The sequence below is a fragment of the Pseudomonas sp. BF-R-30 genome (genome assembly GCF_019956175.1).
GTDB lineage: Bacteria > Pseudomonadota > Gammaproteobacteria > Pseudomonadales > Pseudomonadaceae > Aquipseudomonas > Aquipseudomonas jessenii.
Map to the genome: position 1 here is coordinate 1 of NZ_JAHBDE010000005.1, position 23,026 is coordinate 23,026.

Genomic DNA, 23,026 nt, shown 5'->3' on the forward strand with positions numbered 1-23,026 from the left:
AAAGCGGTGTGTCAGTCAAAGCTGATGTCGACTGATGTACCGCTTTCGCGAGCAAGCCCGCTCCCACATTTGGTCGGTGCCGCTTGTTGTTAAGCAGTTTTCCAGGTGATTTCTTCTTCACCATCGGCGCTGATGCGGATCCAGCGGTCCGCCGTCTCTTCACCTTCTTCCTCGACCCAGGTGCCCGGTGCACAACGCACTTCCACGTTGAGCGCGGCAAACGCGGCGCGGGCGCAGGCGATGTCGTCGTCCCATGGGGTCTGGTCGCTTTCCAGATACAGGCTGTTCCATTTGCCGACGGCTTTTGGCAGCCAGGTCACTGGCACGTTGCCAGCCTTGCACTTGTAGGTCTGGCCCTTCTGGACCCAATCGGTGCACGGACCCAATGCCGCACCGAGCCAGGCGGCAATGGCTTTGTGGTCGACGTCGGCGTCTTTCAGGTAAATCTCGATATCGGGTTGGCGCATGGATGTCCTCACTGCGGGTCTGAAAAATCCATTCGCGGATTTAGCCGGTCTTGAGCATTTGCCCGAGACCAAAAATTAAGGTTATTGAAGTACGAAATAATCGTAGCGCATCGACACGGTGACCTCGAACGGCTCGGCCTGTTCGATAACGGCAGCACGGCGCTCGGCACTGGCGCGCCAGCCATGGGGCGTCATGGCCAGCAGGTTCGCCCGGTCCTGACCGCTTTGCAGCGTCAGTTTGAATTCCAGGGTTTCGCTGTGGGCCAGCGCCATGCCTTCCGGCACCAGGGCCAGGTGCTTGTCGTCAGTGTATTCACGGACTTCGTCGTACAGCCGCTCACGCAGTTCCATCAGGTGGCCGCTGGTCGGCCCGACTTTCATCAGGCCGCCGCCAACACTGAGCAGGCGCTTGGCTTCTTCCCAATCCAGCGGGCTGAAGACGCTGGCCAGGAACTGGCAACTGCCGGAAGCCAACGGCACCCGCGCCATGCTGGCGATCAACCAGGTCAGCTGCGGGTTGCGTTTGCAGGCGCGTTTGACCGCTTCGCGGGAGATGTCCAGGGCATAACCTTCGGCATCTGGCAGGGCCTCGGCGATTTGCGCGGTGTAGTAACCCTCGCCACAACCGATGTCCAGCCAGTGCTGTGGTGCTACACCTGCCGCCAGCTCCGCCAGACGCTTGGCCACCGGGGCGTAGTGCCCGGCGTTCAAGAAGTCGCGACGGGCTTCGACCATTGCCTGGTTATCCCCAGGGTCACGGCTGTTCTTGTGCTGCACCGGCAACAGGTTCAAGTAACCCTGGCGCGCACGGTCGAAACGATGCCCGGCGGGGCAGGCCACGCCGTTGTCCACCGCATTGAGCGGCTCACTGCAGATCGGGCACGCAAGCATCAGGCGAGCAACTTGATCAGGGTCTGGTAGTAGATTTCGGTCAGTACGTCGAGATCGGCTGCCAGCACGCGTTCGTTGACCTGGTGGATGGTCGCGTTGACCGGGCCCAGCTCAACAACCTGGGTACCCATGGTTGCGATGAAACGGCCGTCGGAGGTACCACCGCTGGTGGACGCCTTGGTTTCACGACCGGTGATGTCCTTGATGCTCGACGATACCGCGTCGAGCAGCGCGCCAGGTTCGGTGAGGAACGGCAGGCCGGACAGCGCCCAGTCGATGTGCCAGTCCAGGCCATGCTTGTCGAGGATGTCGGCGACGCGCTTTTGCAGGCCTTCGACCGTCGATTCGGTGGAGAAACGGAAGTTGAACACCGCCACCAGGTCACCCGGGATCACGTTGGTCGCACCGGTGCCGGAGTTGACGTTGGAGATCTGGAAACTGGTGGGCGGGAAGAAATCGTTACCGTGATCCCAGTGCTCGGCAGCCAGTTCGGCCAGGGCCGGGGCAGCGAGGTGGATCGGGTTCTTGGCCAGGTGCGGGTAGGCCACGTGGCCTTGCACACCGCGCACGGTCAGCTTGGCGCCGAGGGAGCCGCGACGACCGTTCTTGACCACGTCACCCACCAGGGTGGTGCTCGACGGTTCGCCGACGATGCACCAGTCCAGACGTTCCTTGCGCGCAGCGAGGCGTTCGACCACGGCCTTGGTGCCGTGATGCGCCGGGCCTTCTTCGTCGCTGGTGATCAGGAAGGCGACTTTGCCCTTGTGATTCGGGTAGTCGGTGACAAAACGCTCGGAGGCGACGGTCATGGCGGCGAGGCTGCCTTTCATGTCGGCGGCGCCACGGCCGCAGAGCATGCCGTGTTCGTCGATCAGCGCGTTGAACGGTTCGATCTGCCAGGCCGCCACCGGGCCGGTCGGGACCACGTCGGTGTGGCCGGCGAAGCACAGCACCGGACCGTCGTCCTGGCCGTGTGTGGCCCAGAAGTTATCTACATCTTCGATGCGCATCGGTTCCAGGGTGAAACCGGCATCGCCCAGGCGCTGCATCATCTGCTTCTGGCAATCGGCGTCGATCGGCGTCACGGACGGACGGCGGATCAGGTCGATGGCGAGTTGGAGGGTCGGCGAAAGGTCGGCGTGGGCCGTCATGGAAAACTCCGGAATCATTAGATATGGGCTTTGGCTTTTAATGTGGGAGCGGGCTTGCTCGCGAATGCGGTGTGTCAGTCAACATACTCCTCGACTGTTACAACGCATTCGCGAGCAAGCCCGCTCCCACAGAAATTGTGTGCGGTCAGTACGACCTGTATCACGCCAAGCCCTGCAAAATGGCGCTTATCTTAAAGCAAAACGGCGACCATTGGCCGCCGTTTAGTGCATCCGCGCAGATTTAGACGACAGGTGCCGTTTCAGGCTCGGCGGCCGGTTTCGGCAGCGACGACAGGAACGCCATGATCAGCGCCGCGACGTACGGCAGCGACTGCACCAGCAGCATGGTGACCCAGAAGCGCATGTCGTTGCTCGGCATGCCGTTCACCAGGTAGATCCCCAGGGCCGCGCTCCACAACAGCAGCATGATGAACATCTCTTCCCGGGCTTCGGAAATCGCCACCCAGAAGCCGTGGTTGTCGGCATTCTTCGGCGTACGGAAGAACGGAATGCTGCTGGTGAAGAAGCCGTACAGCACCGCTTTGGCGATGGTGTGGGACAACGCCAGACCGGCCAGCGCCGCGCAGAAGGCGTCCTTCAGATTCACCCCGACCGCACGACGGTAGAGGAAGATGATCTTGGCGACCTTGAACACGAACAACGCCAATGGCGGGATTGCGAAGATCAGCAGCGGCGGATCGACCCGTTGCGGCACGATGATCATCGCCGCCGACCACAACAGCGCGCCGACGGTGAAGAAGATGTTCATGCCGTCCGCCACCCATGGCAACCAGCCCGCGAGGAAGTGGTAGCGCTGGCCACGGGTCAGCTCGGTGTCCTTGCCGCGCAGCAGGCTGGCGGTGTGGCGCTTGATGATCTGGATCGCTCCGTAGGCCCAGCGGAAACGCTGTTTCTTGAAGTCGATGAAGGTATCGGGCATCAGGCCCTTGCCGTAGCTGGTGTGGTAGTACGCTGCCGACAGGCCTTTTTCGAATACCCGCAGGCCCAGTTCGGCGTCTTCGCAGATGCACCAGTCGGCCCAGCCCAGTTCTTCGAGCACCGAGCGACGGGTCATGGTCATGGTGCCGTGCTGGATGATCGCGTCGCGGTCGTTGCGGGTGACCATGCCGATGTGGAAGAAGCCTTTGTATTCCGCGTAGCAGAGCTTCTTGAAGGTGCTTTCGTTCTGGTCGCGGTAATCCTGCGGCGACTGCACCACGGCGATTTTCGGGTCGGCGAAGTGCGGCACCATGTGCTTGAGCCAGTTCGGGTGCACGCAGTAATCGGAGTCGATCACCGCGATCACTTCGGCGTCCTTGGCGGTGTGCGGGATCAGGTAGTTCAGCGCACCGCCCTTGAAGCCGGCCAGTGGTGCCACGTGGAAGAACTTGAAGCGCGGGCCGAGGGTTTCGCAATAATCGCGCACCGGCTCCCAGACCGCCGGGTCCTTGGTGTTGTTGTCGATGATCAGGACTTCGAAGTCCGGATAGTCGAGGTTGGCCAGGGCGTTGAGGGTCTGTTTGACCATCTCCGGCGGCTCGTTGTAGCAGGGCACGTGAATCGACACTTTCGGGCGGTAGCTGGAGTCGCCTTCCACCGGCAGGAACTCGCGCCGGCGCTTGTGCACCCACACCGCTTCGGCCAGTTCATGGGCTTCGGTCAGCAGCACGATAAACACCCCGAGCGCACCGAGGGCGAGCAAGAAGCCCACCGTCAGGCTGAACCAGGTGCTGTATTGCTGGCTGTAGTCGTAACCGATCCACACCAGCACCGAACCACACAGGAACGCAATGAAGGTCAGGAAGGTACGGCCACGCTGGCGCAGGGCCGAGCCGTCGATCATCAGCAGGGTCAGCGACAACAGCGCCAATACCACCGAACCAATGGCCAACACGCGCCATTGCGGAATCGCCACCACCGGGCCTTCGAAGTTGAACTTCTGCTGGCGCGCGGCGTTGAACACGCCCCAGTAGGCGCCGACGGAACCTTCGTCGCTGGCTTTCCACGGCTGGTCAAACGCTTCGATCACGAAGTAGTTGAAGCCCTGGCGATTGAGCTTGTTGACCAGGGTTCGCAGATAAATCGCCTGGTCCGCCGGGGAGGCGTCGGCGCCACCACGCATGCGGCCGTTGCTCGGCCAGCCCACCTCGGACAGCAGCAGTGGTTTTTTCGGGAACATCTTTTTCAGGTCGCGGGCGCGGTCGAGGACGAACTGCCCGGCCTTGTCCATCGGGACGAATTCCCAGTAAGGCAGGACGTGCGCGGCAATCAGGTCGACGTGCTTGGCCAGTTCCGGGTGTTCTTCCCACACGTGCCACTGTTCGGACGTGGTCACCGGCACTTTCACGGCGGCACGCACGCGATCGAGCATGACGCTGAGTTCCTGGGCGGTGATTTCCTTGCGGTAAATGGCCTCGTTGCCGACCACCACGCGAACCACGCTGCGCGAGGAGTTGGCGATTTCAATGGCGCGGGTGATTTCCCGTTCGTTGCGTTCCAGGTCCGGGCTGATCCAGATCCCTAGGGTCACCCGCAAGCCGAACTCTTCCGCCAGCTTCGGGATGTTCTGCAGCGTGCCATCGACCGAGTAGATGCGGATGTTGTCCGTCAGCTTGCTCATGATCTCCAGGTCGCGACGCATTTGATCGTCGGTCGGGAACTGGTCTTTCTGCGGGAACTGGCCCTGCTGGAATGGCGAGTACGAGAAGCCGGAGATCTGTTCAGGCCAGTTGGGGGCGGTGACCGGGCGGTTGATCAGCGCCCAGAAGCCGGTAAACAAGGCTGCGATGGCGAGCACCACGACCAGGTTGAGTCCAAATTTACGCGATGACATAGTTATTTCGGGTTCCAAAGACTGTGGAACGAAGGAACGGTTGGCGGTCGCCAAGGGGCGCGCATCCTACACCGGGCATTCTCTGGTCGTACAGCGGACAGGGAATTGCCGGACATTGGGCAATCCAAGTCGGTTTAAGTTCTTTCTTTAGAGCGTGTAGGACGAATCTTTGTTCGATTTAGTTTTCGTGGATGTTGCCCGTTCATAGCGCAATGATGCTCTTGGGCGTCGACGGCCCTATAATGCGCGCCGGTTTTTGGGGTAATGGTCATGAGTACAGAAGATCCGCGGTTTGCTGGCATCGCCCGCTTGTATGGCATCGAAGGCCTTGAGCGTCTGAAAGCGGCCCATGTGGCGATCGTGGGCGTCGGTGGCGTCGGTTCCTGGGCGGCGGAAGCCATGGCCCGTTGTGGCGTTGGCGAAATTTCGCTGTTCGACCTCGATGATGTCTGCGTCAGCAACGCCAACCGCCAGTTGCACGCGCTGGACAGCACGGTGGGCAAGCCCAAGGTCGAGGTGATGGCCGAGCGTCTGCGCGGGATCAACCCGGACTGCACGGTGCATGCGGTGCCTGACTTCGTCACCCGCGACACCATGGCCGAGTACATCACGCCGAACATCGACTGCGTGATCGACTGCATCGACAGCGTCAACGCCAAGGCCGCGTTGATCGCCTGGTGCAAGCGGCGCAAGATCCAGATCATCACTACCGGCGGCGCGGGCGGGCAGATTGACCCGACGTTGATCCAAGTCTGCGACCTCAATCGCACGTTCAATGATCCATTGGCGTCGAAGGTGCGCTCCACGCTGCGCCGCGACTACGGCTTCTCACGCACCGTGACCCGCCACTACAGCGTGCCGTGCGTGTTTTCCACCGAGCAACTGCGCTACCCGAAACCGGACGGCAGCATTTGCCTGCAGAAGAGTTTTGTAGGTGATGGCGTGAAGCTCGACTGTGCCGGCGGGTTTGGCGCAGTGATGATGGTGACGGCGACGTTTGGCATGGTCGCGGCGACCAAGGCTGTGGACAAGATTGTCGCGGGTGTGCGGCGGCCGGCGGAGCGGGTCAAGTCGCAGGCCTGAGGTTGTTGCTGATGGCCTCTTCGCGAGCAAGCCCGCTCCCACATTTGATCTTCAGTGAATACAGTTTTTGTGTACGACCGAAGTCCAATGTGGGAGCGGGCTTGCTCGCGAAGGCGATTAACCGGCCAACTCCCGCATTTGCTGAAGCACCGCATTCAAGCCATTGCTGCGGGACTCGGATAACTGCCGTCCCAACCCCAGCTGATTGAACCAGTCCGGCAAATCCACCTGTTGCAACTCGGCTGCGGACAAGCCGTTGACCCGCGCCAGCAGCAACGCCACCAACCCGCGAATCAACCGTGCATCACTGTTGGCGCTGAACTGCCAATGACCGTCGCGCAACTCGCCCACCAGCCACACCTGGCTTTCACAGCCGTGTACCCGATTGGCGTCGCACATTTGCGTGTCGCTCAACGCGGGCAGGCGCTCGCCCCATTGCATCAGCAGGCGCGCGCGTTGTTCCCAGCCTGCCGCTTTCTGAAAGATATCGAGTGCCGTCACGGCATCGGCAGGCAGTTTCATCGCAATAGCTCCAGCGCCTGATCCAGGGCTTCAAAGAACCGCTCCAGGTCTTCGGAATCGTTGTACAGCGCCAACGACACCCGAATCGCTCCGGCCAGTTCGAAGCGTTTGAGCAGCGGCATCGCGCAGTGGTGGCCGGCACGCACCGCGATCCCTTGTTCGGTCAGCAAATGCGCGAGATCGGAGTTATGCACACCCTCGACGGTGAAACTGGCCAGTGCCACTTGCGGCTTGCCCAACAGGCGAATGCCGTTGCGCGCCTCCAGGCCCTTGAGCAGACAGGCATGCAACGCAGCTTCATGGGCAGACACGGCGTCCTGATCGAGCCCGGCGAGGTAGTCCAGGGTCGCTCCCAGGCCGATCACGCTGGCAATCGGCGGCGTACCGGCCTCGAAACCCAGCGGTGCCGGGCGAAAGCGTGCGTCGTGATAATTGGCATCGAGCACCATTTCACCACCGAACTGCCAGGGACGCAGTTGTTGCAGTGCTGTGTTGCGCCCGAACAGCACACCCAGGCCATCGGGGCCGTAGAGCTTGTGGCTGGAGAACACATAGAAATCGCAGCCCAGCGCCTGCACGTCGTGGCGACCATGGACCACGCCCTGGGCGCCGTCGATCACGGTCAGGGCGTTGTGCGCCTTGGCCAGTGCCAGCAATTGCGGCAGCGGCTGCCATGCGCCAATCACGTTGGACAGCTGGCTGACCGCCAACAGACGCGTGCGTGCGCCGATCAAACCGGCGGCGGCTTCAAGGTCGATCACGCCGTCGGCATCCAGCGGCAGGATCACCAGTTTCAGGTCGCGACGGTGCGCCAGTTGCTGCCAGGGCAGCAGGTTGGCGTGATGCTCCAGGGCGCTGATGACAATCTCGTCGCCCGGATTGAAAAGATGTTCCAGGCCATAGGCCAGGAGATTCAGCGCGGACGTCGCGCCGTGGGTAAATATGATCTGCCCGCAATCGCCAGTATTGAGCCATTGCGCGACTTTGCGGCGGCTGTCCTCGAACGCCTGGGTGGCGTGGGCGCCGGGCAAATGCTGCGCCCGATGCACGTTGGCCGCGCCGTTGGCATAGTAGTGCGCCAGGGCATCGAGCAGGGCTTGAGGTTTTTGCGTGGTGGCAGCGTTGTCCAGATAGGTCTGGTCTTGCCGTTGCAGGGCGGCGATGGCCGGAAAATCGACACGCCAGGGGGAGAGAATCATCATGCTGTTCGGCCTATGCACTTGATCCCTGTAGGAGCGAGCTGGCTCGCGATGATCGCTTGGACGACACGGGCTGTCTGATGCCCCGCGTTATGGTTGACGTCCATCGCGAGCAGGCTCGCTCCTACAGGAACAGGGATCGTGTGGCTTAGTTGTGAGCGTGCAGCGCTTCGTTCAGTTCGATGGCCGATTTGTGGGTTTTGCATTCCACGGCACCGGTCTCCGAATTGCGACGGAACAGCAGGTCTGGCTGGCCGGCCAGTTCACGGGCCTTGACCACTTTGACCAGCTGATTGTTTTCGTCCAGCAGCGCCACTTTGGTGCCGGCGGTCACGTACAGGCCCGACTCGACGGTGTTGCGGTCGCCCAACGGGATACCGATACCGGCGTTGGCGCCGATCAGGCAGCCTTCGCCGACCTTGATCACGATGTTGCCGCCGCCCGACAGGGTACCCATGGTCGAGCAGCCGCCGCCCAGGTCCGAACCCTTGCCGACGAATACGCCAGCGGATACGCGGCCTTCGATCATGCCCGGGCCTTCGGTGCCGGCGTTGAAGTTGATGAAACCTTCGTGCATCACGGTGGTGCCTTCGCCCACGTAGGCACCCAGACGCAGGCGCGCAGCGTCAGCGATACGCACGCCGGCCGGAACCACGTAGTCGGTCATTTTCGGGAACTTGTCCACCGAGAACACTTCCAGCAGCTCGCCGCGCAGGCGGGCTTCGAGTTGCAGTTCGGCCAGTTCGCTCAGGTCGACAGCGCCCTGGCTGGTCCAGGCCACGTTCGGCAGCAGCGGGAAGATCCCGGCCAGGTTCAGGCCGTGTGGCTTGACCAGGCGATGGCTCAGCAGGTGCAGCTTGAGGTAGGCCTCAGGGGTGGACGACAGCTGGGCGTCTTCGGCCAGCAAGGTGGCAACCAGCGGTTTGTGGCTCTCGGCGAGGCGGGTCAGCAGTTTGCCTTGTACCGCGTCGATGCCTTTCACGGCTTCAGCCAGTTGCGCGGCCTGCGCGGTGGTGAAGGTGATGGCCTGGTTGCCTTCGCTGTAACCGAGGATCGGCGCAATGGCGGCGACCAGTTCGGCGGACGGGTTGAGCAGTGGCTGGGCGTAGAACACTTCCAGCCATGCGCCTTGACGGTTTTGAGTGCCGACACCAAAGGCCAGGCTGAACAGGGTAGTAGACATGTTGATACCTCTAGCAAATTGAAACGGGCTGCTTACTTGAGCGCGGCCGCGTAGATATCTGGCTTGAAGCCAATCAGGGTTCGGTCACCGAGATCAAGCACCGGGCGCTTGATCATCGAGGGTTGTGCGAGCATCAGTTCGATGGCTTTCGTCTGGTCGAGATCGGCTTTGCATTCGTCGTCGAGCTTGCGAAAGGTCGTGCCTGCACGGTTCAACACCACTTCCCAGCCGTGCTCGTTGCACCATTGGGTCAGGTGTTCACGGTCGATACCGACCGCTTTGTAATCATGAAAGTCATAACTGACAGCGTGTTCATCGAGCCAGGTGCGCGCCTTTTTCATGGTGTCGCAGGCTTTGATGCCGAAAAGGTGCAACGTTTTACTTGAAACGGTCAAGGAATTGCCCCCTTTGCAGGTGCCGTAAATAAAAGGTGACGGATTATGCCATGGAAGCGCAAATCCTGTGGGAGCGAGCTTGCTCGCGATGGCGCAATAACATTCAACATCCATGTCGATAGACCCTCCGCTATCGCGAGCAAGCTCGCTCCCACAGGGAATACGGTGCTCGGCGACCTGCGTGCGACATAGGTGCAAGGGTCGCCCGAAGTCTAAGCGGCTAATATGGCACTTCAATGCTGTCGATTGTCCGGGAACCACGCTTTATGCAAACCGCTTATACCGTTCTGATCCTGTTGATGCTGGTTGGCGTTTCGCGCCTGATCGGACGGGTGGTTCCGCTGCCGTTGCCATTGGTGCAGATTGCCGCTGGGGCCTTGCTTGCCTGGCCGACGCTCGGCCTCCATGTAGCCCTCGATCCCGAACTGTTCCTGTTTCTGTTCCTGCCACCACTGTTGTTCTCCGACGGCTGGCGCATGCCCAAACGCGAATTCTGGCACTTGCGCGGCCCGATCCTGACCCTGGCAGTGGGCCTGGTGCTGTTCACCGTGGTCGGCGCCGGGTATTTCATTCACTGGTTGCTGCCCGGTGTGCCGTTGCCGGTGGCGTTCGCCCTGGCAGCGGTGCTGTCACCGACGGATGCGGTGGCGGTGTCGGCCATTTCCCGCAACAGACTGCCGACGCCCTTGATGCACATCTTGCAGGGCGAGGCGCTGATGAACGACGCCTCGGGCCTGGTGACATTCAAGTTTGCCCTGGTGGCGGCGGTGACCGGTGTGTTCTCGCTGGCCAATGCCAGCCTGACGTTCGTGTTGGTCGCTGTCGGTGGCCTGGCGGTCGGGGTGGCTTTGAGTTGGCTGGTCGGCCGTCTGCGGGCGTGGATGATCGAGCGGGGCTGGGATGATCCGGCGACGCATGTGGTGTTCATGTTGCTGCTGCCGTTTGCGGCCTACGTGCTGGCCGAGCGCATGGAAGTGTCGGGCATCCTCTCGGCGGTGGCGGCGGGAATGATGCAGAGCTGGCTCGACCTGTTGCCGCGCCAGACCAACACGCGCTTGCTCAACCGAAGTGTCTGGTCGCTGCTGGAGTTCGCGTTCAACGGTTTGATCTTCCTGCTGTTGGGTTTGCAGTTGCCGGACATCATCAAGGCGGTGGCCAGTCACGAAACTTCGCTATGGCCGACGTTGTTGTATCGCGGGCTCGACGTGGTGGCGATTTTCCTGGTGCTGCTGGTTTTGCGGTTCGTCTGGGTGCAAAGCATCTGGCGATTGTCGGTACTGCTGCGGCGCTTGCGTGGCAAGGGTGAAGTGACCCGGGTGCCGACGGCGCGATCCTGTTGGTTGCTGACCGTGGGCGGCGTGCGCGGGGCCGTGACGCTGGCGGGTGTGATGTCGGTGCCGATGCTCATGGGCGAGAGCGCATTTCCCGAGCGCGATCTGCTGATTTTCATCGCCGCCGGGGTGATTCTGCTTTCGTTGATTGCGGCCTGCATCGCGCTGCCACTGTTGTTGCGTGGCATCGAAGCCAGTCCGGACGACAAGCGGCGCAACGAAGTGCGCGATGCCTGGCGCAAGACCGCCGAGGCGGCCATTCATGCGCTTGAGACAGAAGAGGTCAATCCGCAGGACGCCGCCCAGTCCGCACTGGCCGTCGAGCTCAAGGCGCGGATCATGTCCGAGTACCGACATCAGTTGGAGGTGTTCAACGACTCCGCTGAGGCGCAAGCCCTGGCGTTTCAGATGGATTTGCTGGAGCGGCGCTTGCGCTTGAAGGCGCTGCGGGCGCAGCGCCTGGAGTTGTACAGCCTCAGTCGTCATCACCAGATTGGTGATGACGTGTTGCGTGAGGTGTTGGGGGAGTTGGACCTGAGCGAGGCGAAACTCGGTCAGGTGAAGTAACACCTGCCCCCCGTGGGGGAGTTATTTGCGGCGCTGGATGAAATCGCGAATCCGCTCGGCGGCTTCAACGCACTCTGCCAACGGCGCAACCAGCGCCATGCGCACACGCCCGGCCCCTGGATTGACGCCATCGACGTCCCGCGACAGGTAAGAACCCGGCACCACGGTCACGTGCTCCTGCTCGAACAGGTCTCGGCAGAACGCAGCGTCGTCACCGGCGACATTCGGCCACAGGTAGAAACTGCCATCCGGACGCTGTACGTCCAGCACCGGGCTGAGGATTTCCAGCACCGCATCGAACTTCTCGCGATACAGCGCCCGGTTGGCGCGCACGTGCACTTCGTCATTCCACGCGGCTACGCTGGCCAGTTGGGTTTGAACCGGCATCGCACAGCCATGGTAGGTGCGATAGAGCAGGAAGCCCTTGAGGACGTCGGCATCACCGGCCACAAAGCCCGAGCGCAGGCCTGGCAGGTTCGAACGCTTGGACAGGCTGTGGAACACCACGCAACGCTTGAAGTCCTTGCGACCCAGTTCCGCGCAAGCGCTGAGCAGGCCTGGCGGCGGCGTTTGTTCGTCGAAGTACAGCTCGCTGTAGCACTCATCGGCGGCAATGACGAAGTCGTATTCGTCGGCCAGGGCGATCAGCTTTTTCAGGGTCTCGACCGGGATCAGGGCGCCGGTCGGATTGCCCGGAGAGCACAGGAACAGGATCTGGCAGCGTTGCCAGATGTCCGGCGATACGGCGTCGAAATCCGGGTTGAAGCCGTTTTCGTCCAGGCATGGCAGGTAATGCGGCTTGGCCCCGGCGAGGAACGCCGCGCCTTCGTAGATCTGGTAGAAGGGGTTCGGGCTGACCACCAGCGCATCATCGCCACGGTTGACCACGGTCTGGGTGAAAGCGAACAGCGCTTCGCGGGTACCGTTGACCGGCAGCACGTTGCGCGCCGGGTCGATCCAGCCCTTGGGCACATCGAAGCGACGCTCGCACCATGCCGCGATGGCTTCACGCAGCTCCGGGATACCGAGTGTGGTCGGGTACACGGCCATTTTTTCCAGATTGCCGGCCAGGGCCTCGGCGACAAAGCTTGGTGAACGGTGTTTCGGCTCGCCGATGGACAGCGCGATCGGACGCTTGTCCGGATTGGGCGTCACGCTGCCGAGCAGGGCGCGGAGCTTCTCGAACGGGTAGGGCTGGAGCTGGGACAGAGCGTTGTTCATGGTGGCCTCGTTCAATGTGGGAGCAGGCTTGTGTGGCGAGGGGGCTTGCCCCCGTTCGGCTGCGTAGCAGTCGTAAAACCATGGTGTGCGGTGTACCTGATACGCCGCGTTTGCAGGTTTTGGGGCCGCTCCGCGACCCAACGGGGGCAAGCCCCCTCGCCACAGGAAGTCCGTTGCCACAGGGGGAAATTTGTTGATTCAGATGCTGATGCGCGACAGTTTGATATCGGGTTCCTGGTTGACGCTCAGTTGTTCGACGATCGCATCCTGCAGGCGGCTGCACAGCAGCGGGTCGGACAACGGCTGATTGTTGGCGTCGGTGATGAAGAACACGTCTTCCACGCGTTCGCCGAGGGTGGCGATCTTGGCGTTCTGCAACGACAGATCGAACTCCAGGAAGATCGTGCCGATCCGCGCCAGCAGGCCCGGGCGGTCGGGCGCGGTGAGTTCCAGTACCGTCACCGGGCGCTGGGCGTCGTTGTGGATCGTCACTTGTGGTGCAAAGGCGAAATGCTTGAGCTGACGTGGCACCCGGCGCTGGATGATGGTCGGGTAGTTGTCCGGGTTGCGCAGGGCTTCGGTCAGACCCTCGCGGATCTGTTTGACCCGCGCCGGATTATCGCCAATCGAGTCGCCGTCGGTGTCGAGCACGATATAGGTGTCGAGGGTGAACTGGCTGCTGGAGGTGATGACCCGGGCGTCGTGAATGTTCAGGTTGAGCTGGTCCATCGTTGCCACGGTCACGGCAAAGAAGTCGTGCTGGTCCGGGGCATAGATGAAGATCTGCGTGCCACCTTCGAACTCGCGCTGGGTGGTTTCCTTGATCAGCACCAGTGGTCCGCCGTCGGCCGGTTGCTGGAGTATCGCGTCGCTGTGCCAGGCCACGTCGCCGGCGGTGTGGCGCAGGAAATAGTCATCACCCAACTGCGCCCACAACTGCTCGACATCGTCCGGGTCGGTGCCGCCGCGCACCAGGATATCCAGGGCGGCGCTCTGGGTCTGGCGGATCTGCTCTTCGCGATCCACCGGGTTCTCCAGGCCACGGCGCAGGGCGCGCTTGGTCTCGGTGTAGAGCTGGCGCAGCAGGCTGGCGCGCCAGGAGTTCCACAGGGTCGGGTTGGTGGCGTTGATGTCGGCGACAGTCAGCACATACAGGTAGTCGAGGCGGGTTTCGTCGCCAACGATCTGGGCGAAATCGTGGATCACCTGCGGGTCGGACAAGTCCTTGCGCTGGGCGGTGGTCGACATCACCAGGTGGTTTTGCACCAGCCACACGATCAGGCGACTGTCCCACGTGGGCAGTTGATGACGCTGGCAAAAGGCCTCGGCATCCACGGCACCGATGTCCGAGTGATCGCCATGCCGGCCTTTGCCGATGTCGTGGTACAGGCCGGCCATGTAGATCAGCTCGGGCTTGGGCAGCTTGCCCATGACTTTGCTGGCCAGCGGGAACTTTTCCGACACCTGGGTGTACTGCAACTTACGCAGGTGTTTGATCAGGTTCAGGGTGTGGGCATCGACCGTATAGATGTGGAACAGATCGTGTTGCATCTGCCCGACGATAAAACCGAATTCGGGCAGATAACGCCCAAGGATGCCGTAACGGTTCATTCGCCGCAGGTTGCGGTGGATGCCGATCTTGCATTTGAACAATTCGATAAACAGGCTGGTGTTGCGAATATCGTTGCGGAAGTCGTCGTCGATCAGGTGGCGGTGTTCCCGCAGCAGGCGAATGGTGTCGGCGCGCACACCCTTGATTTCGGGCTGCTGGGCCATCAGCACGAAGATTTCGAGCATGGCGAACGGCGTGCGGCGAAAGACGTTGTCGTTGCGTGCCTCGATGTAGCCGTCATGCAACTGGAAACGCGAGTTGATCGGCTGCGGTGGCGCTTCGTCTTCCGGTGCGAGGATGACTTCCTCGAAGTGCTGGATGATCAGGTCGCTGAGTTGGGCGATGCTCATGACCACCCGATAATACTGTTGCATGAAGTTTTCGATGGCTTGCTTGGCGTCGTCGCCTTTGAAGCCCAGCAGCCCGGCAATGGTGCGCTGGTGATCGAACAGCAGGCGGTCTTCGGCGCGGCCGGCCAGCATGTGCAGGGCATAGCGAACCTTCCACAGGAACTCCTGGGAGGAGGCGAGCAGGGCGTTTTCGCTCTCTACCAGGAATCCTTCGCCTGCCAGTGCCCGCAGGTTCAGGGTGCCGTACTCGCGACGGGCCACCCACAGAATCGTCTGGATATCCCGCAGGCCGCCGGGTGAGCCTTTGACGTTGGGTTCCAGGTTGTATTCGGTGTCGTTGTACTTGTGGTGGCGAGCCTTTTGTTCGGCATGCTTGGCCAGGAAGAAGTCCTTGCTCGGCCACATGTGCCCGGTGCTGGTGACATCCAGCATGCGCTGGCGCAAACGCTCGGGGCCCGCGATGGTGCGGCTTTCCATCAGGTTGGTGACGACCGTCAGGTCGGCGCGGGCCTCGACGGCGCATTCTTCGACCGAGCGAACGCTCTGACCGACCTCCAGGCCGATGTCCCACAACAGCGTCAGAAAACGCTCGATGGAATCGCGGAAAACCTCGTGGTCGGCGCTGTCCAGAAGGATCAGCAGGTCGATATCGGAATAAGGGTGCAATTCGCCACGGCCGTAGCCGCCGACCGCGACCAGCGCGATGTCGGCGTCCTCGCTCCAGCTGAACTGCTCCCAGGCCTTTTGCAGGATGTTATCGACGAACCAGGCGCGATCCTCGATCAGCCGGCGAATGTCCCGGCCATTGCGAAAACGCGTGTCGAGCACTTCGCGGGCCTGACGGATCGCCTTCTTGAAGGCCGCGATCGGGCTTGCCTTCAGGGCCAGTTCAGCCTGGAACTGGCCGCGGTCGAAGAGTTCGGGATCCACCTGCGGCATCGATTGGCTTTCCTTTCTATAGGCGATGTACGGTAGCGGGATCAGGCCGAAACGCGAGGGATGGTGTCATCGCTGCGCAAGGTGAAGATCTCGTAACCGGTTTCGGTCACCAGCAGGGTGTGTTCCCACTGTGCCGAGAGCTTGCGGTCCTTGGTGATCGCGGTCCAGCCGTCGCCCAGTACCTTGGTGTCGGCGCGGCCCTGGTTGATCATCGGCTCGATGGTGAAGGTCATGCCAGCCTTGAGTTCCATGCCGGTGCCAGCGCGGCCGTAATGCAGGATCTGCGGCTCCTCGTGGAACACCTTGCCGATACCATGGCCGCAGAATTCGCGAACCACCGAGAAGCCGTTCTTTTCCGCGTGCTTCTGGATGATTTCGCCGATGTCGCCCAGGCGGCAGCCGGGTTTGACGATCTCGATCGCCTTGTACATGCATTCCTGGGTCACCTGGGACAGGCGCTCGGCCCAGACCGGTACGTTGCCGACGTGGAACATCCGGCTGGTATCACCGTGGAAACCGTCCTTGATGACGGTGACGTCGATGTTCAGGGTGTCGCCATCTTTGAGCGGCTTGTCGTTTGGAATGCCATGGCAGACCACATGGTTGATCGACGTGCAGATCGACTTTGGATAGCCCTTGTAATTGAGCGGGGCCGGGATGGCTTTCTGCTCATTGACGATGTAGTCGTGGCAGATCTGGTTCAGTTGATCGGTGGTAACGCCCGGCTTGACGTATTCGGCAATCATTTCCAGCACATCGGCGGCCAGTTTGCCGGCGATACGCATTTTGGCGATATCCTCGGGGGTTTTGAGGGTGACGGTCATACAGGCTCTCTCTGCGCCAGGCGGCGCTTTCTAAACGGAAAGGGCAGCGCGCGATCGAACTTCGCAGCCCTGAAAAATACGATTCTACCAGACGATCAGCGCAAATCTGCGGCTGTGTGCATCGCTTCTCTCTATAGAATGGTGCATTCTTGGCGGATTCCAAGGGGTGGAACAAAACGCTCGCCAGGATTTCAGAATCCGGGTTCCGTTTTGCCCTGTCTTGTGATATAAAATGCGCCGCTTTCCGGGGATGTCCCGGGAAGCCTAAATCCACACACGTGTCGACACGATGACCTGGGTGCCTTCAGCTGATGCTGCTGGTTGGTCATTGGGATACGTGGAGGCCAAACCCGACTTATTAAGGAACTATCATGTCCCAAGTCAACATGCGCGATATGCTGAAGGCCGGTGTGCACTTCGGTCACCAGACCCGTTACTGGAACCCGAAAATGGGCAAGTACATTTTCGGTGCGCGTAACAAGATCCACATCATCAACCTTGAAAAAACCCTGCCAATGTTCAACGAAGCTCTGACTTTCGTAGAGCGTCTGGCCCAGGGCAAAAACAAGATTCTGTTCGTCGGCACCAAGCGTTCCGCTGGCAAGATCGTTGCTGAAGAAGCAGCACGTTGCGGTTCGCCGTACGTCGATCACCGCTGGTTGGGCGGCATGCTGACCAACTTCAAGACCATCCGTGCTTCCATCAAGCGTCTGCGTGACCTTGAAGTACAAGCCGAAGACGGTACTTTCGCCAAGCTGACCAAGAAAGAAGCGCTGATGCGCACTCGTGACCTGGAAAAGCTGGATCGTTCCCTGGGTGGTATCAAGGACATGGGCGGTCTGCCAGACGCTCTGTTCGTTATCGACGTTGATCACGAGCGCATCGCGATCACCGAAGCCAACAAGCTGGGCATCCCGGTTATTGGCGTAGTCGATACCAACAGCAGCCCGGAAGGCGTTGACTACATCATCCCAGGCAACGATGACGCAATCCGCGCTATCCAGCTGTACATGGGTTCGATGGCTGACGCTGTCATCCGCGGTCGCAACAATGTTGCCGGCGGCACCGAAGTTTTCGTTGAAGAAGCTCCGGTAGCAGCAGCTGAGTAATTGACGCCTTGGCGTTGACTCAGTAAGCAAAAAGGGGGCTTGGCCCCCTTTTTGCCACCTCGAAAACCATTTGTCGGCGCCCACTGCTCTATCTGTAACGTGCGGCAGCTAACAAGGGTGGTTCGGGAAGAATTGATCGCCCGTTCGATCGGGTGGAATGGTTGAAAACCTATCCAAGAGGATTTTGAAATGGCAGAGATTACTGCAGCGTTGGTCAAAGAACTGCGCGAGCGTACTGGCGAAGGCATGATGGACTGCAAAAAGGCCTTGACCAAGGCTGGCGGCGACATCGAGAAAGCCATTGATGACATGCGTGCTTCGGGCGCCATCAAGGCTGCCAAGAAAGCTGGCAACGTTGCCGCTGAAGGCGCTATCGCCATCAAGGCTGACGACAAGGCAGCCGTGCTGCTGGAAGTTAACTCGCAGACCGACTTCCTGGCCCTGCAAGACGACTTCAAGAACTTCGTTTCTGCCTGCGTAGAAAAAGCCTTCGACGAAAAACTGACCGACGCAGCTCCGCTGATCGCCGCTCAGGAATCGGCTCGTGAAGCTCTGGTCGCCAAAGTAGGCGAGAACGTCAACATTCGTCGCCTGGTACGCGTAGAGGGCGACGTTGTCGGCACCTACCTGCACGGTAACAAGATCGGTGTTGCTGTTGTTCTCAAGGGCGGCGATGTTCAGCTGGCCAAAGAGATCGCCATGCACGTGGCGGCAAGCAACCCTGAGTTCCTGCTGCCATCGCAGGTTTCGCCAGAAGCCATCGAGCGCGAGAAGGGCGTTTTCCTGACCCTGAACGAAGACAAGATGAAAGGCAAGCCAGCTGAAATCGTCGAGAAGATGATTGCCGGCCGTATCACCAAGTTCCTGGCTGAAGCCAGCCTGGTAGAGCAAGCTTTCGTGATGAACCCGGAAGTCACCGTTGGTGCCCTGGCCAAGAAAGCCGGCGCTGAAATCGTTTCCTTCACTTACTTCAAAGTAGGCGAAGGCATCGAGAAGCCAGTGGACAACTTCGCAGAAGAAGTTGCTGCCCAGCTGGCTGCCGCCAAGCAATAAGACGGTTTTTTAACTGTCGCCCAGAAGAGGCTGCCCGCTCACGCGCGCAGCCTCTTTTCAGATGGGGTATCAATTTTTATTTGGTTTCCCTTTGGAACTGGCTTACAAAGCCGTGTTCCGATGGCGCTGAAGCAGTGCCAAGCTAGAGTGAGCGTCAGCTGTAAACAGCTCGCAAAGAATTTTTTTTAAAATACGCCGCAGGAGAGATTCGCAATGGCTCAGCAGGGCAGTGGTTATCAGGCTCGCTATAAACGCATTCTACTCAAGCTTAGCGGCGAGGCCCTGATGGGCTCGGAAGAGTTCGGGATCGATCCGAAAGTTCTGGATCGCATGGCATTGGAAGTTGGCCAACTGGTCGGCATCGGCGTTCAGGTTGGCCTGGTTATCGGTGGTGGCAACCTGTTCCGCGGTGAAGCGCTGAGCAAGGCTGGCATGGACCGGGTCACCGGCGACCACATGGGCATGCTGGCCACTGTGATGAACGCCCTGGCCATGCGCGACGCCCTTGAGCGCGCCAACATCTCGGCCATCGTGATGTCCGCTATTTCCATGGTTGGCGTGACCGATCACTACGATCGTCGCAAGGCCATGCGTCACCTGAACTCCAAGGACGTGGTGATTTTCGCGGCCGGTACCGGCAACCCGTTCTTTACGACGGATTCGGCAGCCTGCCTGCGTGCAATCGAAATCGATGCCGATGTCGTGCTCAAGGCGACCAAAGTCGATGGTGTCTACACCGCTGACCCGTTCAAAGACCCGCATGCCGAGAAGTTCGATCATCTGACTTATGATGAAGTGCTGGATCGCAAGCTGGGTGTGATGGATCTGACGGCCATTTGCCTGTGCCGCGACCACAAGATGCCACTACGCGTATTTAACATGAACAAGCCCGGCGCCCTGCTGAATATCGTACATGGCGGCGCGGAAGGGACCCTGATCGAGGAAGGCGCACAATGATCAACGAAATCAAGAAAGACGCTCAAGAGCGCATGCAGAAGTCCGTGGAGTCGCTCGCGCACAACTTCGGCCGTATTCGTACCGGCCAGGCGCACCCGAGCATCCTGGAAGGTGTGATGGTGCCGTACTACGGCTCCGACACCCCGATCAAGCAAGTGGCCAACATCACCGTCAAGGACGCCCGTACCCTGCAAGTCGTTGCTTTCGAGCGCAACATGCTGGGTGCCGTCGACAAGGCGATCGGTAGCGCAGGTTTGAACCTGAACCCGACCAACCTCGGCGAGCTTCTGCTGATCTCCATGCCTGCCCTGACCGAAGAAACCCGTAAGGGCTTCACCAAGCAGGCTCGTGACGTTGCAGAGGATGCCCGTGTTGCCGTGCGCAACATTCGTCGTGATGCCAACAGTCAGCTCAAGGATCTGGTCAAGGAAAAAGAGATCAGTGAAGACGAAGAGCGTCGTGCGACTGGCGAGATCGACGACCTGACCAAAAAATTCGTGGCTAAAATCGACGCGGACCTGGCGCAGAAAGAAAAAGACCTGATGGCCGTATAAAGGGTTGTGTTTTCATGGAAAAGACTAAGCAGACAGCACCGTCCGCGGTGCCGCGCCATGTCGCGATTATCATGGATGGTAACAATCGCTGGGCGAAGAAGCGCTTTATGCCTGGTGTCGCCGGGCATAAAGCGGGCGTGGATGCGGTACGTGCAGTCATTGAAGTCTGCGCCGAGGCCAAGGTCGAGGTGCTGACCCTGTTCGCCTTCTCCAGTGAGAACTGGCAGCGTCCTGCCGATGAGGTCAGCGCTTTGATGGACCTGTTCTTCAGGGCGCTGCGTCGTGAGGCCAAACGCCTCAACGACAACAACATCAGCCTGCGCATCATTGGTGACCGCTCGCGTTTTCATCCTGAGCTGCAGGCTGCCATGCGTGAAGCCGAGGCCATGACGGTTGGTGCCAATCGTTTTGTTCTGCAGATCGCCGCCAATTACGGCGGTCAGTGGGATATCGCGCAAGCTGCGCAACGACTGGCGCGAGAAGTTCAGGCCGGGCACTTGCGTCCGGAAGACATCACGCCTGATCTGCTGCAGACCTGCCTGGTCACAGGCGATCTGCCGTTGCCGGACCTGTGCATCCGCACCGGTGGCGAGCACCGCATCAGCAACTTCCTGCTCTGGCAACTGGCCTATGCCGAGTTGTATTTCTCCGACCTGTTCTGGCCGGACTTCAAACACGACGCCATGCGCAATGCGCTGGCCGATTTCGCTTCCCGCCAGCGCCGCTTCGGTAAAACGAGCGAGCAGGTCGAGGCTGGGGCCCGGGTTTAATGCTTAAACAACGAATCATCACCGCACTGATCCTGTTGCCGATTGCCTTGTGCGGATTTTTCCTGCTTGAAGGTTCCGGTTTTGCACTGTTCATCGGGCTGGTCGTGACCCTTGGTGCCTGGGAATGGGCGCGTCTGGCGGGTTTTGCCGCTCAAGCGTACCGCGTCGGCTATGCCGCTGTGGTCGCTTTGGTGCTGTTCCTCATGTACATCCTGCCCGGCCTTGCGCCTTGGGTGTTGGGCGCTTCAGTGCTGTGGTGGGCAGTGGCGACGTATCTGGTGCTGACCTATCCGCGCTCGAGCGAGCAATGGTCCAGTGCGGCGACCAAGTTGGTGATCGGTCTGTTGATTCTCCTGCCAGCCTGGCAAGGTCTGGTGCAGATCAAGCAATACCCGCTGGGTAACTGGCTGATCATGGCGGTGATGGTGTTGGTCTGGGGTGCCGATATTGGCGCCTACTTCTCCGGTCGCGCTTTCGGCAAACGCAAGCTCGCACCACAGGTCAGTCCGGGCAAAAGCTGGGAGGGCGTGTACGGTGGTCTGGCGCTGAGCCTGGTGATTACCACAATCGTTGGTCTGGTACGCGACTGGACGGTGGCCGAGCTGCTCAAAGGGTTGATCGGTGCCGCGCTGATCGTGTTCATTTCGGTGGTGGGCGATCTCACTGAAAGCATGTTCAAGCGTCAGTCCGGGATCAAGGACAGCAGTAATCTGCTTCCGGGTCACGGCGGCGTTCTGGATCGTATCGACAGCCTGACGGCAGCGATTCCGGTGTTTGCGGTGCTGCTGTGGATGGCTGCCCCATGAGCCGCCCGCAACAGATTACCGTTTTGGGGGCGACCGGCTCGATTGGCCTGAGCACGCTCGACGTCATCGCTCGTCACCCTGATCGGTATCAGGTCTTTGCCTTGACTGGCTTCACCCGCTTGAGTGAATTGCTGGCGCTCTGCGTGCGCCATGTCCCACGATTTGCCGTGGTGCCTGAGGTCGCAGCTGCCCGCACCCTGCAAGATGATTTGCGCGCGGCGGGTCTCTCGACCCGTGTTCTGGTGGGTGAGGAAGGTTTGTGTCAGGTCGCTTCCGATCCGGAAGTCGATACGGTCATGGCGGCCATCGTCGGTGCGGCGGGTTTGCGCCCGACACTGGCGGCGGTGGAGACCGGCAAGAAGATACTGCTGGCCAATAAAGAAGCGCTGGTCATGTCCGGCGCGCTGTTCATGCAGGCCGTGCGCAAGAGCGGTTCGGTGTTGCTGCCGATCGATAGCGAGCACAACGCCATTTTCCAGTGCATGCCGCTCGATTATGCCCGTGGCCTTGAGGCGGTTGGCGTGCGTCGGATTCTGCTGACGGCTTCCGGCGGTCCGTTCCGACAGACGCCCATGGCTGAGCTGGCGCATGTTTCTCCCGATCAGGCGTGTGCTCATCCGAATTGGTCCATGGGGCGAAAAATCTCCGTTGACTCGGCCAGCATGATGAACAAGGGGCTTGAGTTGATCGAAGCCTGCTGGCTGTTCGATGCCAAGCCTTCGCAGGTCGAGGTGGTGATTCACCCGCAAAGTGTGATCCATTCGCTGGTCGACTACGTCGATGGTTCTGTTCTGGCACAGCTGGGTAATCCGGATATGCGCACGCCCATCGCCAATGCCCTGGCCTGGCCGGAGCGGATTGACTCGGGCGTGGCGCCGCTGGACCTGTTTGCCATTGCGCGGCTGGACTTCCAGGCGCCCGATGAAAAACGTTTCCCGTGCCTGCGTCTGGCTCGTCAGGCGGCCGAAGCGGGTAACAGCGCGCCAGCCATGCTCAATGCGGCGAACGAAGTGGCTGTAGCGGCATTTCTCGACGAACGGGTTCGTTACCCGGAAATCGCGAGTATCATCGAGGAAGTACTGAATCTGGAGCCCGTAGTGGCAGTGGATGATCTCGATGCGGTGTTCACGGCAGACGCGAAGGCCCGATTGCTGGCCGGACAATGGTTGAGCCGTCACGGGCGGTAAATGCTGCGGATAGTTGGCCCAG

At 60.5% G+C, this 23,026-nt stretch carries 20 protein-coding genes; 9 read left to right on the forward strand and 11 right to left on the reverse strand.

Features of this window, described 5'->3' with window-relative positions; translation table 11 throughout:
- Positions 1-89 precede the first annotated feature (89 nt).
- The 4 genes from KGB20_RS03480 to KGB20_RS03495 form a co-directional block, all read right to left on the reverse strand.
- Positions 90-467, reverse strand: coding sequence for a hypothetical protein (locus KGB20_RS03480; RefSeq protein ID WP_057716183.1), 378 nt, complete (start codon positions 465-467; stop codon positions 90-92).
- An 81-nt stretch (positions 468-548) separates the two neighbouring features.
- Positions 549-1,358 (reverse strand): putative RNA methyltransferase, encoded by an 810-nt coding sequence (locus KGB20_RS03485; protein WP_150812894.1) that lies wholly within the window; start codon positions 1,356-1,358, stop codon positions 549-551.
- On the reverse strand, positions 1,358-2,509 hold the full coding sequence (dapE, locus tag KGB20_RS03490) for a succinyl-diaminopimelate desuccinylase (protein WP_102669819.1): 1,152 nt from the start codon (positions 2,507-2,509) through the stop codon (positions 1,358-1,360). The genes KGB20_RS03485 and dapE overlap by 1 nt, the downstream gene beginning before the upstream one ends.
- Positions 2,510-2,750: 241 nt before the next feature.
- Complete coding sequence (locus KGB20_RS03495) at positions 2,751-5,342, reverse strand: glycosyltransferase (protein ID WP_154861818.1); 2,592 nt, start codon at positions 5,340-5,342, stop codon at positions 2,751-2,753.
- A 264-nt stretch (positions 5,343-5,606) separates the two neighbouring features.
- Between KGB20_RS03495 and tcdA the strand changes: the two genes are divergently transcribed.
- Positions 5,607-6,425, forward strand: coding sequence for a tRNA cyclic N6-threonylcarbamoyladenosine(37) synthase TcdA (tcdA, locus tag KGB20_RS03500; RefSeq protein WP_154861817.1), 819 nt, complete (start codon positions 5,607-5,609; stop codon positions 6,423-6,425).
- Between the two features lie 117 nt (positions 6,426-6,542).
- Here tcdA and KGB20_RS03505 read toward each other — a convergent pair whose 3' ends face one another.
- The 4 genes from KGB20_RS03505 to KGB20_RS03520 form a co-directional block, all read right to left on the reverse strand.
- Positions 6,543-6,947, reverse strand: coding sequence for a SufE family protein (locus KGB20_RS03505; protein WP_154861816.1), 405 nt, complete (start codon positions 6,945-6,947; stop codon positions 6,543-6,545).
- On the reverse strand, positions 6,944-8,149 hold the full coding sequence (locus tag KGB20_RS03510; protein ID WP_150812897.1) for an aminotransferase class V-fold PLP-dependent enzyme: 1,206 nt from the start codon (positions 8,147-8,149) through the stop codon (positions 6,944-6,946). The genes KGB20_RS03505 and KGB20_RS03510 overlap by 4 nt, the downstream gene beginning before the upstream one ends.
- A 145-nt stretch (positions 8,150-8,294) precedes the next feature.
- Positions 8,295-9,329: a 2,3,4,5-tetrahydropyridine-2,6-dicarboxylate N-succinyltransferase gene (dapD, locus tag KGB20_RS03515; protein ID WP_008019559.1), complete on the reverse strand. Its 1,035-nt coding sequence runs from the start codon at positions 9,327-9,329 to the stop codon at positions 8,295-8,297.
- A 32-nt stretch (positions 9,330-9,361) separates the two neighbouring features.
- The gene (locus KGB20_RS03520) at positions 9,362-9,724 is read right to left on the reverse strand and encodes an ArsC family reductase (RefSeq protein ID WP_154861814.1); all 363 of its coding nucleotides are present in this window, start codon (positions 9,722-9,724) and stop codon (positions 9,362-9,364) included.
- Between the two features lie 266 nt (positions 9,725-9,990).
- On the opposite strand from KGB20_RS03520, the gene KGB20_RS03525 reads away from it, so the two are divergent.
- The gene (locus tag KGB20_RS03525) at positions 9,991-11,622 is read left to right on the forward strand and encodes a Na+/H+ antiporter (RefSeq protein WP_154861813.1); all 1,632 of its coding nucleotides are present in this window, start codon (positions 9,991-9,993) and stop codon (positions 11,620-11,622) included.
- 21 nt (positions 11,623-11,643) lie between these two features.
- On the opposite strand, the gene dapC is transcribed toward KGB20_RS03525, so the two are convergent.
- The 3 genes from dapC to map all read right to left on the reverse strand — a co-directional run bounded on the left by dapC (position 11,644) and on the right by map (position 16,568).
- Entirely contained in the window at positions 11,644-12,843 is a 1,200-nt protein-coding gene (dapC, locus tag KGB20_RS03530; protein WP_150812901.1) for a succinyldiaminopimelate transaminase, read from the reverse strand.
- A 198-nt stretch (positions 12,844-13,041) separates the two neighbouring features.
- Positions 13,042-15,744, reverse strand: coding sequence for a [protein-PII] uridylyltransferase (locus KGB20_RS03535; RefSeq protein WP_150812902.1), 2,703 nt, complete (start codon positions 15,742-15,744; stop codon positions 13,042-13,044).
- A gap of 41 nt (positions 15,745-15,785) precedes the next feature.
- On the reverse strand, positions 15,786-16,568 hold the full coding sequence (gene map, locus KGB20_RS03540) for a type I methionyl aminopeptidase (protein ID WP_057716174.1): 783 nt from the start codon (positions 16,566-16,568) through the stop codon (positions 15,786-15,788).
- Positions 16,569-16,939: 371 nt separating this feature from the next.
- On the opposite strand from map, the gene rpsB reads away from it, so the two are divergent.
- The 7 genes from rpsB (at position 16,940) to ispC (ending at position 23,004) form a co-directional block, all read left to right on the forward strand.
- Positions 16,940-17,677: a 30S ribosomal protein S2 gene (gene rpsB, locus KGB20_RS03545; RefSeq protein ID WP_007978390.1), complete on the forward strand. Its 738-nt coding sequence runs from the start codon at positions 16,940-16,942 to the stop codon at positions 17,675-17,677.
- 189 nt (positions 17,678-17,866) lie between these two features.
- Positions 17,867-18,730, forward strand: coding sequence for a translation elongation factor Ts (tsf, locus tag KGB20_RS03550; protein ID WP_150812903.1), 864 nt, complete (start codon positions 17,867-17,869; stop codon positions 18,728-18,730).
- Positions 18,731-18,943: 213 nt separating this feature from the next.
- Positions 18,944-19,687: a UMP kinase gene (gene pyrH / locus KGB20_RS03555; protein WP_056720982.1), complete on the forward strand. Its 744-nt coding sequence runs from the start codon at positions 18,944-18,946 to the stop codon at positions 19,685-19,687.
- Positions 19,684-20,241, forward strand: coding sequence for a ribosome recycling factor (gene frr, locus KGB20_RS03560; RefSeq protein ID WP_008000041.1), 558 nt, complete (start codon positions 19,684-19,686; stop codon positions 20,239-20,241). Before pyrH ends, frr begins: the two co-directional genes overlap by 4 nt.
- Positions 20,242-20,255: 14 nt before the next feature.
- A complete protein-coding gene (gene uppS / locus KGB20_RS03565) occupies positions 20,256-21,011 on the forward strand; it encodes a polyprenyl diphosphate synthase (protein ID WP_150812904.1) in 756 nt (251 codons plus the stop codon).
- Positions 21,011-21,817 carry a phosphatidate cytidylyltransferase gene (locus KGB20_RS03570; RefSeq protein WP_057716172.1) on the forward strand — a complete coding sequence of 269 codons (807 nt, stop codon included), beginning with the start codon at positions 21,011-21,013 and terminating at the stop codon, positions 21,815-21,817. Before uppS ends, KGB20_RS03570 begins: the two co-directional genes overlap by 1 nt.
- On the forward strand, positions 21,814-23,004 hold the full coding sequence (ispC, locus tag KGB20_RS03575) for a 1-deoxy-D-xylulose-5-phosphate reductoisomerase (protein ID WP_150812905.1): 1,191 nt from the start codon (positions 21,814-21,816) through the stop codon (positions 23,002-23,004). The genes KGB20_RS03570 and ispC overlap by 4 nt, the downstream gene beginning before the upstream one ends.
- Positions 23,005-23,026 lie beyond the last annotated feature (22 nt).

Excerpts from the sequence above, each read along its gene's own strand:
- KGB20_RS03480 (WP_057716183.1), bottom strand. The coding sequence starts at position 467 with ATGCGCCAACCCGATATCGAGATTTACCTGAAAGACGCCGACGTCGAC.
- KGB20_RS03485 (WP_150812894.1), bottom strand. The coding sequence starts at position 1,358 with ATGCTTGCGTGCCCGATCTGCAGTGAGCCGCTCAATGCGGTGGACAAC.
- dapE (WP_102669819.1), bottom strand. The coding sequence starts at position 2,509 with ATGACGGCCCACGCCGACCTTTCGCCGACCCTCCAACTCGCCATCGAC.
- KGB20_RS03495 (WP_154861818.1), bottom strand. The coding sequence starts at position 5,342 with ATGTCATCGCGTAAATTTGGACTCAACCTGGTCGTGGTGCTCGCCATC.
- tcdA (WP_154861817.1), top strand. The coding sequence starts at position 5,607 with ATGGTCATGAGTACAGAAGATCCGCGGTTTGCTGGCATCGCCCGCTTG.
- KGB20_RS03505 (WP_154861816.1), bottom strand. The coding sequence starts at position 6,947 with ATGAAACTGCCTGCCGATGCCGTGACGGCACTCGATATCTTTCAGAAA.
- KGB20_RS03510 (WP_150812897.1), bottom strand. The coding sequence starts at position 8,149 with ATGATGATTCTCTCCCCCTGGCGTGTCGATTTTCCGGCCATCGCCGCC.
- dapD (WP_008019559.1), bottom strand. The coding sequence starts at position 9,329 with ATGTCTACTACCCTGTTCAGCCTGGCCTTTGGTGTCGGCACTCAAAAC.
- KGB20_RS03525 (WP_154861813.1), top strand. The coding sequence starts at position 9,991 with ATGCAAACCGCTTATACCGTTCTGATCCTGTTGATGCTGGTTGGCGTT.
- dapC (WP_150812901.1), bottom strand. The coding sequence starts at position 12,843 with ATGAACAACGCTCTGTCCCAGCTCCAGCCCTACCCGTTCGAGAAGCTC.
- KGB20_RS03535 (WP_150812902.1), bottom strand. The coding sequence starts at position 15,744 with ATGCCGCAGGTGGATCCCGAACTCTTCGACCGCGGCCAGTTCCAGGCT.
- map (WP_057716174.1), bottom strand. The coding sequence starts at position 16,568 with ATGACCGTCACCCTCAAAACCCCCGAGGATATCGCCAAAATGCGTATC.
- rpsB (WP_007978390.1), top strand. The coding sequence starts at position 16,940 with ATGTCCCAAGTCAACATGCGCGATATGCTGAAGGCCGGTGTGCACTTC.
- tsf (WP_150812903.1), top strand. The coding sequence starts at position 17,867 with ATGGCAGAGATTACTGCAGCGTTGGTCAAAGAACTGCGCGAGCGTACT.
- pyrH (WP_056720982.1), top strand. The coding sequence starts at position 18,944 with ATGGCTCAGCAGGGCAGTGGTTATCAGGCTCGCTATAAACGCATTCTA.
- frr (WP_008000041.1), top strand. The coding sequence starts at position 19,684 with ATGATCAACGAAATCAAGAAAGACGCTCAAGAGCGCATGCAGAAGTCC.
- uppS (WP_150812904.1), top strand. The coding sequence starts at position 20,256 with ATGGAAAAGACTAAGCAGACAGCACCGTCCGCGGTGCCGCGCCATGTC.
- KGB20_RS03570 (WP_057716172.1), top strand. The coding sequence starts at position 21,011 with ATGCTTAAACAACGAATCATCACCGCACTGATCCTGTTGCCGATTGCC.
- ispC (WP_150812905.1), top strand. The coding sequence starts at position 21,814 with ATGAGCCGCCCGCAACAGATTACCGTTTTGGGGGCGACCGGCTCGATT.